This window comes from Parasutterella sp. St.1A3, from assembly GCF_059728705.1.
In genome coordinates this window covers 156,812-169,811 of record NZ_BAAGFK010000002.1, presented here as the reverse complement: position 1 = coordinate 169,811, position 13,000 = coordinate 156,812, and the positions used below count along the sequence as shown (strand labels likewise).

Here is a 13,000-nt window from a genome sequence, read left to right as displayed (position 1 = left end):
CTGAGGTAGAAAAATGCATAATCGCAATCGTGTTGCGAGCCAAGCGTCTGTGTGCATGCGCAGCGGATCGCATCTTCATAATTATATTCATCAACATTTTCTTTCATCTCACCTCCATGAAAAGCACGCGAGTGGATTAGAGAATTCTGTTCGTTCGTCTCGCCCGTCGGTTAATCGTCTTGCTTTAGCGGTATTTTCGGCTTTTGGTTTGCTTGTTGTGACTCCGGGGATAGCGGTTCCAATTTTTGCTGCAGATTGGGACGGCAGTCAAGAATCTGTACTCAAAATCGATGATCCCCAGCTTGGCGATGTTCACACTATATTTAAAGAAGCTACTTCTGGTGACCGTTTTGATTTGGACTCTGGTCAGCATAATTGGTTATGGACGACACAGAATACAGAAAAGCCGACACTCAAAATAACAGTCAACGGGATTGTGACGGGTACTCAAAGCGCGGGAGGGGGTAACTTCTCTGACCCTTGGAATAATACAAACGCTTTATGGCTTACTGCAAGCTTGAAAACAATTCTTACTGGTTCCTCCTACGGTAATGACAATTCTGCTTTGTTTCAGGCTTTGGCCAATGCAGTTACTGCCGGAGATAATTTCAGTTCAACAACAAATAATTCCAGCGTCATTCTTAATTTCGAATCCGGATCCGGTCTCTTGGCGAAAGTTTATGGCGCAAGAAATGACCTTGGCGGAGGTCTTTCTGTGGATAGTTATGATTCGAAAGCAGGAGAGGCCAATTACAACACTGTTGAAGTGAATATGGCAAGTGATTCGAAATTCTATGCGAAGCTTGTTTTTGGAGGTCGGTCCGCTCAGCTCGATGGAATAACAGTTCCCGTTCATGCAGGATTTGACACCAACTATAACACTGTAACCATCAACAATGGAATTGGGGATAAATCTGCTGAAGATCTTGATTGCGGGGATACTTTAATAACAGACTTAGGGGTTGTTGTTTCAAAAGGCATTTTTGGAGCGGAAGGCTATAGGACGAATAATAACAAAGTGGCGCTAACAGACGCAGTTATTGTTTCTGGTATGCCGACGGCAAGAAAACTTGGACTTGTTGGCGGGCGAGGTCTGTATTACTACAGAATTAACGCTGCATCCAATGATTTTGTTAATGGGACAGAAATATATAGTGATGGCAGTGGTAAGAAGGTTTCTGCGATTGCCAACAACAATGTCGTCTCAATCAAGAATAGCTATATCGGTTATTACATTTCCAAGAATGATAATGATTGGAATACTAACTGGGCGAATTCAACTTATCCGGAAGCAGATGCAGACCACTCATCCGTCGGATTTACAGTGTACGGAGGGTGGTCTACCGGCATTGCCTCAAATAACATTGTTGCTGTGGAAGACTCGGTTATCAATGGTAACGTCATTGGAGGTTTTGAGTTCCGAGATCAGTTGCAGGTTAACAAGGACAGTCTTAGAGATTTGAGTACGAATATCGTTTCCCTTAAGGATACAGTGCTGAAAAAGGGATCCTCGATATATGGAAGTGCGACGGCTGTAGGGACATCCTCATCCAAAGGGGAAAATTTCCTTCAGGAAGATTCCACAAAGTTGGTTAACCGTAGAAGGGGTGTGGCATATATTGCTGGTAAAGTTGCGGCAGATTCTGCTTATGTACGATATATCTCCTTTGGACAATATCTAGAACTTGACAAGTTAAATAATGAAGTTAGCTATACGGTTTCTCAAGGATATTACCCTACTGAAGGACAGGACGTAGAACTGGAAACTTCGCTGAATAGCTCATTAGAATCCGGTTCATTAGAATCCGTAACTAAGCACCTAACGGGAAAAGAGGAAAGAAGCATCCACCTTGGACAGCAAGTAGCGCAATCCTATCTGATTAATAGGAATGGCTACCACTCTAGCTTAGCCCCGTCTAGTACAGACAATGGAATTTCGCAGAGTGATGTGACAAAGGGACAGCACAATTTCTGGGTCGGGGCATATGCAAACTTGTCTGATTCTGTCAATGGGGATGGAACCTCCTTTGATACGAAAGTAAAACTGTTTAATGATGAGGAAAATGTTAATCATGGTTACGCGGGCGGCGAATTATCTCTTCTGACGCATGATGACGGCATGTGGTATGACTACACTTCCAGAGAACAGGATGGTAGTCTTGGGGCTGAAAATTCCAATCACAGACCGGCATTAATGCATCAGTTTAGATATCACTATCAGGGCCTCGTACTATATTTAGGTGTTAATGATGGAGAATCCGGTGAGCCTGTAGTTCAGATTTCTTTTGATGAAATTGCAAACTTCAGAAAAGAACAAAATCAAAATACTAATGCTTTTGGCAATACGTTTATTGGCATTATCAAAGATGGCACTGTTTACCAAAAGGGTTCAAATGAAGAGGGAAACAAGACTGTCGACGCGAGTCTTATGACTTTTGATGTTCCTGGTTTTGAAATCAACCAGGGCGGAGATCATGTCGCTGACGCAACTTATGCTTTCTATAAGTACATGCATTTCGATGGGCACGATGGAGAGTTTGAAGATGAAAATGCAGCTGGCGAAAAGATAAGCGTAAGCGGTAAGGTTTCAGATCCAGGAGAGGCCGGTGTTGGTATAAAGTACTGGCTTAAGAGTGTCAACATTCTTCCCGGGAAGCTGCTGGTTTTGAATGGTAAATTAGAAAATTCCGAGCTTTATGTTGAAGATTTCCAATCCGGAGATACCTCAAAACCCAAACAGGAGCTCTTTACTCTATCAGCAGAACTTACCGGCGCGGGCGGAGTCGCTATCGCAAAGAACTCAACGGTGATTATCGGTAGTCCGGATACTATCTACAATATCGATGTTGGCAAAACAAATACTGAGCCGAGCGTTTCCGGAAACGGACAAGCTCTTTATGAAGTCGTATCTAAAGCTCCCCAACCAAACTCCTATACAGGAAATACAGTAGTCGATGAAGGTGCGATGCTGGTTCTTGGAATTGACGGTGCTTTGGGAACTCAGGGAAAGAGTGATACAGAAGATAGGTACACCTCAATTCTCCATATAGGCTCTTTTGAAGCAGGCAGCAACCCCCCCCAGCAAGTGTATATCTGCAGGGGCATATCCAAACAGTAGGTGCGTTGAGAGTTGCGGAGGGTTCCGTGCTTGACTTTGACCAAGCGGCACCGATTTCATTTGAAGGGGACGACTCGGAGGAGTATCAAGCGAATATGGGTCCAACAGGCGGGGAACTTACCGTCAAGAATAAGAACCAGAATTCCGACTCAGATCAGCAGAAAAATGGAACATGGGTTGATGCTATTGACGGAAGCCTCAAAGGAAGTGTTTCTTCGAAGCTAATATTTATCGACAGAAAGCAAGCATCCATAAATTCTGATAACCCGAGTTTTTATGGCACAGTTGAGCTGAAAGCTTCCAATGTTTATCTCACATCTTCGGAAGCCCTGATTAGCGCAGTTGCTCATGTCGATAAGGATTCTTCTTTGTATTTTGATATTCAGAAGAATACATCTGCACAGATGAATAGTTTGCGAACAAGAGCGAATTCCGAAAGGGGGAACTACACAGCGGCCGTAAGAGGAATTCAAAACAATGGCTCCGTATATTTATCTCATCAGGTTAGCGGAGATATGTTGAACCGCAGCGCAGCGGCATCAGATGTCTCCTTAAATAAGGTTCATGTCGGCACTTACACGGGAGGAGCCGGGTCAAAACTTTTCTATCAAGGTTTTGTACAGGGAACAGGGAATTCTGATGTTGATGTTGTATATGCGGATACGGCTTCCGGAGAGTCAACAGTTTACTTTATCAATGAAAATGGCAAGTTTGGCGCTCTCTTGAATTCAAGAGGAGAGTACGTTGGCGCTGGTGATAAGAATGGCATTCTTGTTTTCGAAGTAGAGGATCCAGATGCGAAAGTGAAGCTTTCTCTCCCGGCAGAAGAGGGAGGAGTGCTCAGAGTAGTCGCCAAGGATAATGAGAAATATGTTTGGGAATACAGCCTTGCGCAACAAGGTGAAGATGGCAATGACTGGTATCTGGTGAATCGCAGCGAGGATCTGAAACCGGCTGAGTCGCCGGTGCCGCCGATGCCCGATGCAGATGATCTGCGCCCCGAGGGAGGAGCTTATATGGCCAACTCTCAGTCTTGGGCCAAGATGCATATGCGCCTGCATGATCGCTTCGGTCAGGCTTACTACATCGACCCGTTTGATGGAGAAGAAAAACGGGCGGCGGCTTGGGTTCGTCAAGTCGGAAGTCACTCGCACTTTAGATCTGACGGCGGGGCTAGCAAAACTCATGCTCGTACTGCTGTCTCTCAGATTGGCGCGGACCTGATTCGCAATGAGATCAACGAGGACTGGAAGTACATTGGCGGTGTCTTTGCCGGAGGCCTCTATCACAGAGCTAATACCAGAACGTTTGCTGAGGCCAAGTCGCGTTCCGACGGCTACGCGGTTGGTATCTACGGAACCCTCTATACAGGCAACAGCCCGGATGACGGTTTCTATGTAGATTCCTGGCTGCTGTACGGTCGCTATGACAATAAGCTGTGGGGCGGAATGACGCCGACGTTTGACTACAAGTCTCACGGCTGGGTTTGGTCGGTGGAAAGCGGATACACAATTCCTCTGGGCGAGTCCGGTACGAAGGATTTCAATAAGGTGATTTGGACCTTCCAGCCGGAGGTTCAGCTGGTGTGGGACGGAGTCAAAGCCAAGGACGGCTATGATGCAACCGATACTAAGTACAAGCAGCTTGGTAAGGACAATGTGTCGATAAGAGTTGGTGCCAGAGTTCACGGCAATTACATGAACAAAGGTCTTGGATTCATTGAAGGAAACTGGATCCACAATACTAAGAAGACCGGTGTCCAGATGGGCAGTGCGAAGACTTATATGGACGGAGGGCGCAATTTAGGCGAATTCCGCATGGGTCTAGAAGGCCATATCACGCGCAATACGCTGGGTTGGGCGACTGTCGGAGTTCAGGCCGGTAAAGCCGGATATCACAACGAAACTGCTCAAATCGGCATCAAGTACATGTTCTGATCTTCGGGAAACGAAGGAGGAGGGTTCCTCCTCCTTCTCCCGGAACACCAAACGGAATCCATATCATGAAAAAAGAAATCAAATTATTTGGAATGACCATTTTGTCAGCGGCTGTACTTGGTCTGAGCGCCTGTGCTTCCTATGATCATAAGGACTACCCGCGAGAGAGCTGGTTTGCGAAGCCGACTCAGGTCATCGAGGCGGATCACTTTAAAAAGGCTGAAGAACCTCTGAAAGTCTCTCTGGTTGTTAACTATCTCTGGGAAGGTCGTCCTATCGTGACAGAGCCCTTTGAAGAGCGTCCTGCTGATTGGCGTGAACAGTACGGATTGTGGTTCGCAGCAGAACGCTATTTAGAGGAAACCGGCCTCTTTAAGATCGTTAAGGAGGACGATAAGGAAAAACAGGGCGTGATGACGATTGACGTGACTCGCGCCATGAGTGAGAAGACGAAAGCGGCAGTTGCGGCTAAAAAAGCGGATCCGGATAACCATCCTGAGAAGATCGTCTACGAATACGACATGACGATGAAGATGGACCTCTCGCTTGCCGACGGCAAGAAGTTTGAAGCGATGCCTAAGACGGATCATATGTTTATCGGCCATGAAGATTCGAAGGAAAGAGAACTTGGTCAGGATCCGAAACGCTTTACGTTCTCGTACTTTAACAACATGGATTTCCATACAGAGTTTGTCCGTCGTTTCTACAAGCAGATGATCTTTGAAGGCGTAAAAGCCATGGAAGAAAAAGGTCTGTAATCTTATACACCCGTTCATATAGAAAGACGCCGAACGCAGAAATGTGGTCGGCGTCTTTTGCTGTCTATGCAGCGGAGAAAGTCCGACGAGCTTTGTTCCCGTGCGGATAAAGAGTGGTCTCGTTTCCTGTATGGGGAGGACGCCCAATGAACCGAGCTCCTCTATTAAGCTGCAGACGCCTACACAAAGACGAATTTCCGCTTGTGTGAACCTGTTCACAGGTTTTTCTTAGAGAGTTGGGAAGTTATGCAACTTGTTATTTATCCATGATTTGCCTCTGTCTCTTCAGATCCTTCTGTGCAGCGTTCATGTGCTCCGCATTACTTGGAGGTTTTCCCAAATCGGTAATCATTCCAAATTTCTTCAGCGCTCGGGAGCTTCCAGCCGTTTACGCCACGCTTTACAGTTTCTTTGAGTCTGGAAACCGTAGTGCCGCATGTCCATACCTTGTAATTGCGCATCTGTGTGCATAAACAGCACTTGGAGCTTTCCCTCTTTATGCCGCCTTCCTCCTGCGCTTCAAATTCTTTCAAATAAGGGCAGCACCCGCCGGAAAGCATATAGCCGTAAGACTCACAATTCGGGCGGATCTTTGCAGTGATAGCCGGGGAACTCTTCAGCATGCGCATAAGATAACCGGTGGGCGAAAGATGATTCACAACTACGTCTTCGTCTTTGGAGTCCAGATAAATCTCTTTTACTTGCTGAGGAAGACCGCTTTCCTGAGCAATCGTAAAGCGCGTGGCCACTTGTGCGCCTGCTGCTCCGCACTGTTCAATTAGATTAATGTCATCTTGTCCCGAAAATACTCCGCCCGCACCAAGAACTGGAATGTTAAGGCCGCTGTTTCTAACGTACTGAACGACATCTTTAACAATGTTTTCCAGTTTGTAGTTTCTCCAATCCTCTCCAAATCCTAAATGTCCTCCTGCAAGCGGGCCTTCCACAATAATGTAATCAAGCTTACGCCCTATCGAATTCGTACGTTTCAGAAAGAGATTTAGTGCCCGGGTGGAAGAGACAACAAGACCAAGAAGTGCATCCTTAAATCTTGGATTGTCCTGCATTAGTTTGAGACTGCTTAGATGAAGTCCTGCCGACATGGTGATTCCGTGAACGCCTGCGTTCAACGCACTGTTCAGTCGTGTTTTAAGTGTGCCAAGTTGGTCATTCATGGTGAGTTTCTCCATGCAGTTCACAAGGACCATTCCTTTTCCGCTTACTTTATCCATCACGCTTCTGAAATAACGGTCACTAACTTCAGCAAGTGCATCCAAGTCAAATTTCTCTAAGCTCTTATCGAAGGTGCCGCTGAATTTTTTTAAAAGAATTGTTTTTTGTTTAGTGAAGTCGGTGCCAAGCTCTTTATCTGCGACCACCGGAAGCATCGCATCGGATAAATGAGCGATGCCGCCAAGCTTTTCAATTGCGAGCACTAGATCTGACGTCGAAATGTTTGTGCCCATTCCGCCAACCATGAGCGGAAGAAACTCTCGGCCTTTTAAGGTCATGCGGTAATCGTCTAAACAGCTCATTCAATTTCTCCTTTTGATCGAATTGATTTATTTACTATAGAGCGGAGATTCATGAAGATAATTATTGATTTATCCAGGTATATCCCAGAAAATTCTGCCGTTTTACTCAGCTATTTAGGCGTATAAGGCGTGCGTATCGTTCATCGAGGATTTTTAAAGAGAGCGAAAAAAAGCAGCCGCCGATGTTTGTCGGAGACTGCTTAAGGAGGAGAACTAAGTTATGTTAACTTATGCAGGGTTCTTTGCTGCGTTGACACCGGCAATTCTTCCATATGTGAAGATGTCAGCCATAGCGTTTCCGCCGACACGGTTGGTACCGTGGATGCCGCCTGTAACTTCACCGGCAGCATAGAGACCCGGAATAACGTTGCCATGACGGTCAATAACCTGAGCGTCTTTGTTGATGATGACGCCGCCCATTGTATGGTGACGTTTCATTGTGACGCGGCCGGCATAGAACGGAGCTTTAATGATCTTGTTCACAAGAACGGTTTCAGCTCTGCCAAGAGGATCTTTCTTGGTGTCGACTGCCTTGTTGTAGGTGTCGATAGTTTCTTTCAATTCTTTAGCCGGAAGACCGGTCTTCTTCGCTAAGTCTTCAATTGTGTCTGCGTGATAAAGCGTACCGGCTTTAAGAGCAGCTTCATTTTCGGGGCCTTTAGAGTTTTTCTGCAGTTCAAAACCGTCGGCGTCAACGATCGTCCAGGCTATTGCCTTGGGCTGGTCAAGCATTGCGTCTCTCAGAACGTCTCTGCGGGCATCTTCTTTGATGAAGCGCTGACCGTCGAGATTGATGAAGAGGAAGCGGTCAACATGTGTGAAGAGGTTCGGCGGATATTTTTCTCCGGGAACGCCTCCGGGGATGCACTGGATGTAATCAAGACCGCGTGTGCCGGCACCGATGTCAATCAGATCGGTTAATACGTCGCCAGTTGCGCCGGGATGGTTCGTTGTTCCAAGTTTTTCCATTCTCGGGTCGGAAATACCTGTCAGTCTGTCGCTGGCCGCGAAACCGCCAGCAGCAGCAACGACTGCGTTGGTGGCGCGGATATACATTGTCTTGCCCTTCTGTTCAACCTTAACTCCGAGCACCCTGCCGCTTAAATTGCCTTCGCGGATAATTTCAACAACGCGGGTGTTGAACATGATAGGGATGTCTTCTTTCTTACAGACTTCAAGAAGCGCTTTAATGTATGCGCCGCCGCGAGGTCCGAGCGGGTTGCGGGCACGTTTGTAAAGGCCGCCGTAAATCTGATAGATGTGATCCTGGAACTTAACGCCGTGATCTTTGAGCCACTGAACGCTTTCTGGAGCCTTTTCTGTGAGCTGGTTGACGAGAACTGGATCACCTCTGCCGTCACCGGCGGCAAGAGTTTGTTCTGAGTGCAGTTTCGGAGAATCTTTAATGCCGGCTTTTTCATAATCAGCTTTGATCGCAGCGTTGAATCCGCCGCCGGCACGAATTGTGTTGCCGCCAGCGAACATCATCTTTTCAAGAACGACAACTTTCTTTGCGCCGGCTTCTTTTGCGGATACGGCTGCAGTAAGACCTGCACCGCCTGCACCGATGACGACGACATTGTATGTTTCATTCCACTTGATGGCAGCTTCTGCTGTTGTGGCAACTGTAGAGCCTAAAATGCCGACAGCGGCAGCTGCAGGAGCAGTTCCCAAAAAAAATCTGCGCGTTAAAGCCATGATATGTCTCCTTGGTATTTATTGAGATCAATGTGTTAAACGATGATCAAAGTTTAAGAAGTAGGGGCACACGCAAAAATAACTCCTGGTTTATTGACTTGATCTCATTAATGTGCTACGCATTTTTGAGAGCTTGTTCTGCGGCGATCATGCCGAAGGTAAATGCGTCCGCAAGTCCGTTGCCGCCGATTCTGTTTCTTCCGTGAATCCCCCCGGTAATTTCTCCGGCTGCAAAAAGCCCCGGTACAGGGCGTCCGCTGGAAAGGCACCGAGCCGATGAATCAATCACTAGACCGCCCATGGTGTAGTGCACACACATACCGACTCTTGCTGCCCAGAAAGGAGCTTTGGAGATGGGAAAGCGCTTATCCTTTTCATTGTCAGTTTTAATCGTGCGGTTTCTTTCTTCTATGGTCTGCCGCAGCACGGATGAATCAATGCCAAGCTTCTGTGCAAGCTCCTCAATGCTGTCCGCTTTAATGGCATCTCCCGTCTCGGCAGCTCGAATTGCGTCTCTCTGGACAATCAGATCTGCCATGGCTAAGGCTTCGTTATCAATAATGCAGAAGCAGCTCTTTTGCGGCGTGGAAAGTATTCTGTCAGTAAGTTCATCGCGTCGAGAGCGCTCATCTACAAAGCGTTTCCCCTCAGAATTGATAAGAATGAAGCGGCTGACATCGTTATGAAAGCGGACACGAATCCTGCCGGTAGGCAGAGGCCCCGGCAGACATTGAATCGCTCTTAGATCTACGGTCGAAATGCCGATTTGAACCGCAGAAAGAAGCATTTCTCCGGTAGATCCTGCTGTGCAGTTAGTTGGGAGCCCCACGAGCCTCTCGTCAAAGGACTCAACCATGCTCTGATTCGCGCCGAAGCCGCCCGCCGTTAGGATTCCGGCTTTATCCGCGCGTATGCGAACCATTTTATTCTTTTGCAAAGCTTCTGCACCAATGATGCGTCCATCACCGTTCTGAAGAAGTTTTTGTCCGGCCGTTGACTTCAGGATTTGGACTTTTCTCGACATTGCTTCAGCGCTGAGCGCTCGAACATAGCTTGTTCCATTGGGTAGAATAGGCTGATGGCACCGGGGAAAGTGGGAGCCGTATATTTCTATAACCTCATTGCGGAATTTAACGCCTTTATCCTCCAGCCAGCCGAGCATACGCTGACTCTCTTTAACAAGGGTGCGAATAAGTTCGGGATTTGCAATCTGACCGCCGTTAAGCCAAATATCGTTGAAATGCTGTTCTTCAGAATCGGCGATCCCAAGCGGAATTTGACGGATTGGATCTATGACGCCGAGAAAGCCGCCGGAAATTAAGGTATTTCCGCCGATAATCTCGCGCTTTTCGATCAGAATGACTCGAGCGCCGAGCTCACTTGCGCGCACTGCAGCTGACAATCCTGCGGCCCCTGCTCCGATTACCAATACATCGCAGTCATAATCCCAGTCGCTCTCCTGCGCAAGTGACGGGCAGGATAAGGCACAGGCTCCGGCAGAAATCATAAAGTCGCGTCTAAGCATCATGAGGCCTCAATAATGCCGATCTTGCGAAGAAAATTGTGAAGTTCAATCACATTGCGGCATTCCAATTTATGCAGGACGGCACTTCTCCAGTTTTTGACCGCTTGCTCCGATACTTCCATATCAAAGGCGATGACTTTGTTTAACTCTCCGTTAGCAATCCTCGGAGCAACTTTCTTTTCACTCGTGGTGAGCAGGCTGTACTTGGCCGTCATATGATCGATTTCTTCTTTACGAGCCCGATCCTCTATATTTTTTGCGACAGCCTTGGCGAGCGATGCTTTTAATCTTGCCGGATCAGGCGGCTTGATAAGAAAATCTGAGGCTCCGGTCAGAAGAGCTTTGACGGCCATATCCACATCTCCATGCCCGGTAAGAAACAAAATCGGAAGATCAATGTTTCTGTGGATCATTTCCTCCTGAAGCTGCAGCCCGCTCATCTCCGGCATTCGGATATCGAGTATCAGGCACCCGGGGAAGAGGGGGTCGTATTCATCCAGGAATGTGAGGGCGCTTTCGTAGGAAGCGGTTCGATAGCCCGCCATCTTCACTAGAAAAACCTCTGAGGCAAGGACCTTGGGGTCATCATCAACAATCCTGATGATTGGGTCTAGCTTTGAAGTTTTCATGAGTCAGCTCCTTTAAATGTCACGGAGATACTGATGCCTTGAGGCCTTAACTGCTGAATATTGATTTCGGCGCGATGCCGTTCAATGATGGCGTGCACAATCATAAGACCAAGCCCAAGACCATCGGTTTTAATTGAGGCCTGAAGCGCCCGCCTCATGCGTTCGACAACATCTCTTGTAACTGGTGGCCCGTTATCATTGACGTTTAGTGTGCATCCCGTTTCTGTCTGTTTTAATTCCACTTTGATCTGAGCGTCTGCACCTAAGGGCTCAACTGCGTCTGAGGCGTTGCGCAGAAGATTAAGAACTAGAATTTCAAGTTCCAGCGGGTCGCCAGCGACTACGCAGCTTTCCGGAATGTCGACAGTTAATTGGCACTGAGTGGAGACGTAAAGTCTAAAAGCGTTAATGGCCTTGTGTATCGCTTCCGAAAGGTCCGCGCTTCCTTCTGAAGAAACCGGCTGAGTTGATTTCGCATAACTTCTGACTCGATCTACGATTGCTGCGGCTTTTTGAGTTTCAGAAGAAATCGCCTCAATGCTTTCGCTGAGAATTGGGTCAAGTTGTATAGACTCTCCGTACATCTTCAGGCCGTTGCAGTAATTGGCCGCTGTGGATAAAGGCTGTTTCAGCTCATGAGCAAACATATTAGAGAGCTGCGAGAGAATGCCTTGTCTTTCCATGAGATTAAGGCGTTTCAGCGAAGCCCTTGCGATTTCTGCAACTCTGTCTCTTTGTTCAATGGCTTTACGAAGATCGGATGTTCTCTGCAGCACAAGTGAATTCGTTCGGAAGATATGGAAAATCAACCCTAAGAGTAGGGCGAGCGCAAGTATCGCTTCCGTTTTGTATTTGCTAACTAGCTGCAGTAAAGAAAAGGGCTGAGGTTTGTACGGTCCGATTTCGAGTTTTCTAAAAAGCTGCAGAACACTGCGGAAATCGTTAGCGATACCCCAAGAGCCGCCGTCAGGCATTTTAGGCATTGTCAAAAGGGCGACGGTGAAGTCTTTTACGATTTCCGGAGATGCGTGCGGAAACGAAGAGAAAACAAAATCCGGGTAAAGTGAAGAAGAAACTTTGCAGGCGAGCGTCGAAGTCTTTTCTCCGATGACCCGGTAATTTTCCTTGGAGACAAGGCCGCGCTCGATCAATGATTCAAGTTCGCATGCAGGGATAACGGCAACATCCGCTTCATCAGACTCTAGGTAAGAATAAACGTCAGGAAAACGATATTGAGTATTGATTAGCCTGCCATCAAGATCCTTTTTCGAAAGATGATCGCGAAGGACGCCTTTTGCACCGAGCCAGCCGCTCAGAGAGTTTGGATCTCGAATCACGATTCTTTTGCCTTGGATATCTTTCAGACTTGTAATATCAGATCGGTGCGCAGACGTAATGAGCACGGACGCCACGGATTCAGAGGCTGTACTCGCAAAAGGAGAGGTCCTTGCAGCAATTTGCCGCAGTCCTTCGGAAGTTGGATCAAAAGACGCGTAAACACCTGCCGAAGATATAAGAAAGCTGAATTCTTCGGTTTTGAGTTTATCAAGAGCCTGATGCTCTGTAATTTCCTGTGTTTTAATCCGATACTGAGGGAAGCGTCTTCTCAAAAAATCAATGGTCGGAGCAAAGGTATTGATGAAGAATAGCGGGTCCTCGGTGTACAAAACCGCGATTCTGATCTCCTGTTTCGCTTCTGAGGCGGCAGAACTAAAACAGAAGAAGGTTGAACAGATGAAGAAAATGAATTTAAGTCGCAGCACTCGAGGCCTCTTTTATCCGCAGGATATTGTTGTCTGT

Annotated in this window: 8 protein-coding genes; 3 read left to right on the top strand and 5 right to left on the bottom strand. The window is 47.2% G+C overall.

What is annotated here, in order from left to right:
• Positions 1–13: 13 nt before the first annotated feature.
• From AC6I1F_RS12675 to AC6I1F_RS12665, 3 genes are all read left to right on the top strand, one after another.
• A complete protein-coding gene (locus AC6I1F_RS12675) occupies positions 14–3,118 on the top strand; it encodes a hypothetical protein (protein WP_497801810.1) in 3,105 nt (1,034 codons plus the stop codon).
• A gap of 26 nt (positions 3,119–3,144) precedes the next feature.
• Positions 3,145–5,055, top strand: a complete 1,911-nt coding sequence (locus AC6I1F_RS12670; protein WP_290173174.1) for an autotransporter family protein — start codon at positions 3,145–3,147, stop codon at positions 5,053–5,055.
• A 65-nt stretch (positions 5,056–5,120) separates the two neighbouring features.
• Entirely contained in the window at positions 5,121–5,813 is a 693-nt protein-coding gene (locus tag AC6I1F_RS12665) for a hypothetical protein (RefSeq protein WP_289163481.1), read from the top strand.
• A gap of 320 nt (positions 5,814–6,133) precedes the next feature.
• Here the strand turns inward: AC6I1F_RS12665 and AC6I1F_RS12660 are convergent, their stop codons facing one another.
• The 5 genes from AC6I1F_RS12660 to AC6I1F_RS12640 all read right to left on the bottom strand — a co-directional run bounded on the left by AC6I1F_RS12660 (position 6,134) and on the right by AC6I1F_RS12640 (position 12,963).
• A complete protein-coding gene (locus tag AC6I1F_RS12660) occupies positions 6,134–7,348 on the bottom strand; it encodes a nitronate monooxygenase (RefSeq protein WP_289163479.1) in 1,215 nt (404 codons plus the stop codon).
• Between the two features lie 228 nt (positions 7,349–7,576).
• On the bottom strand, positions 7,577–9,049 hold the full coding sequence (locus AC6I1F_RS12655) for an FAD-dependent oxidoreductase (protein ID WP_497801819.1): 1,473 nt from the start codon (positions 9,047–9,049) through the stop codon (positions 7,577–7,579).
• A gap of 112 nt (positions 9,050–9,161) precedes the next feature.
• Entirely contained in the window at positions 9,162–10,574 is a 1,413-nt protein-coding gene (locus AC6I1F_RS12650; RefSeq protein ID WP_497801809.1) for an FAD-dependent oxidoreductase, read from the bottom strand.
• Complete coding sequence (locus AC6I1F_RS12645; protein ID WP_289163473.1) at positions 10,571–11,200, bottom strand: response regulator transcription factor; 630 nt, start codon at positions 11,198–11,200, stop codon at positions 10,571–10,573. The genes AC6I1F_RS12650 and AC6I1F_RS12645 overlap by 4 nt, the downstream gene beginning before the upstream one ends.
• Positions 11,197–12,963 (bottom strand): sensor histidine kinase, encoded by a 1,767-nt coding sequence (locus tag AC6I1F_RS12640; RefSeq protein ID WP_289163471.1) that lies wholly within the window; start codon positions 12,961–12,963, stop codon positions 11,197–11,199. Before AC6I1F_RS12640 ends, AC6I1F_RS12645 begins: the two co-directional genes overlap by 4 nt.
• Between the last annotated feature and the right edge of the window lie 37 nt (positions 12,964–13,000).

Excerpts from the sequence above, each read along its gene's own strand:
- AC6I1F_RS12675 (WP_497801810.1), top strand. The coding sequence starts at position 14 with ATGCATAATCGCAATCGTGTTGCGAGCCAAGCGTCTGTGTGCATGCGC.
- AC6I1F_RS12665 (WP_289163481.1), top strand. The coding sequence starts at position 5,121 with ATGAAAAAAGAAATCAAATTATTTGGAATGACCATTTTGTCAGCGGCT.
- AC6I1F_RS12660 (WP_289163479.1), bottom strand. The coding sequence starts at position 7,348 with ATGAGCTGTTTAGACGATTACCGCATGACCTTAAAAGGCCGAGAGTTT.
- AC6I1F_RS12650 (WP_497801809.1), bottom strand. The coding sequence starts at position 10,574 with ATGATGCTTAGACGCGACTTTATGATTTCTGCCGGAGCCTGTGCCTTA.
- AC6I1F_RS12645 (WP_289163473.1), bottom strand. The coding sequence starts at position 11,200 with ATGAAAACTTCAAAGCTAGACCCAATCATCAGGATTGTTGATGATGAC.